Raw genomic sequence first — 329 nt, 5'->3', positions numbered from 1 at the left:
CTAAGTTTGATCCTAATACATCAAGTTTACCTAAATCAAAACCCGGTGCGGCTACATTTTCTAATGTATTTGGCGACTGGTTATGCGACATAGCAAAGCAAGACAGCAAGCTTATGGCGATAACACCGGCTATGCGCGAAGGCTCTGGCATGGTGCGTTTTTCAAAAGAGCATCCTGATCAGTATTTTGATGTTGCGATTGCCGAGCAGCACGCTGTAACCCTCGCTGCTGGTTTTGCTTGTGAAGGCTTAAAACCCGTTGTCGCAATTTACTCAAGCTTTTTACAACGTGCGTACGATCAGCTAATTCACGATGTAGCGCTGCAAAAC

The 329-nt window shown here is 45.3% G+C and carries 1 pseudogene; it reads left to right on the top strand.

From position 1 onward, the window contains the following. Positions 1–329 (top strand): annotated as a pseudogene (locus tag AAEY62_RS21225) (1-deoxy-D-xylulose-5-phosphate synthase); the annotation flags it as partial.

The organism is Pseudoalteromonas sp. GW168-MNA-CIBAN-0100 (assembly GCF_040309225.1).
Taxonomy (GTDB): Bacteria; Pseudomonadota; Gammaproteobacteria; order Enterobacterales; family Alteromonadaceae; genus Pseudoalteromonas; species Pseudoalteromonas arctica.
This window is presented reverse-complemented; position numbering and strand designations above follow the sequence as displayed.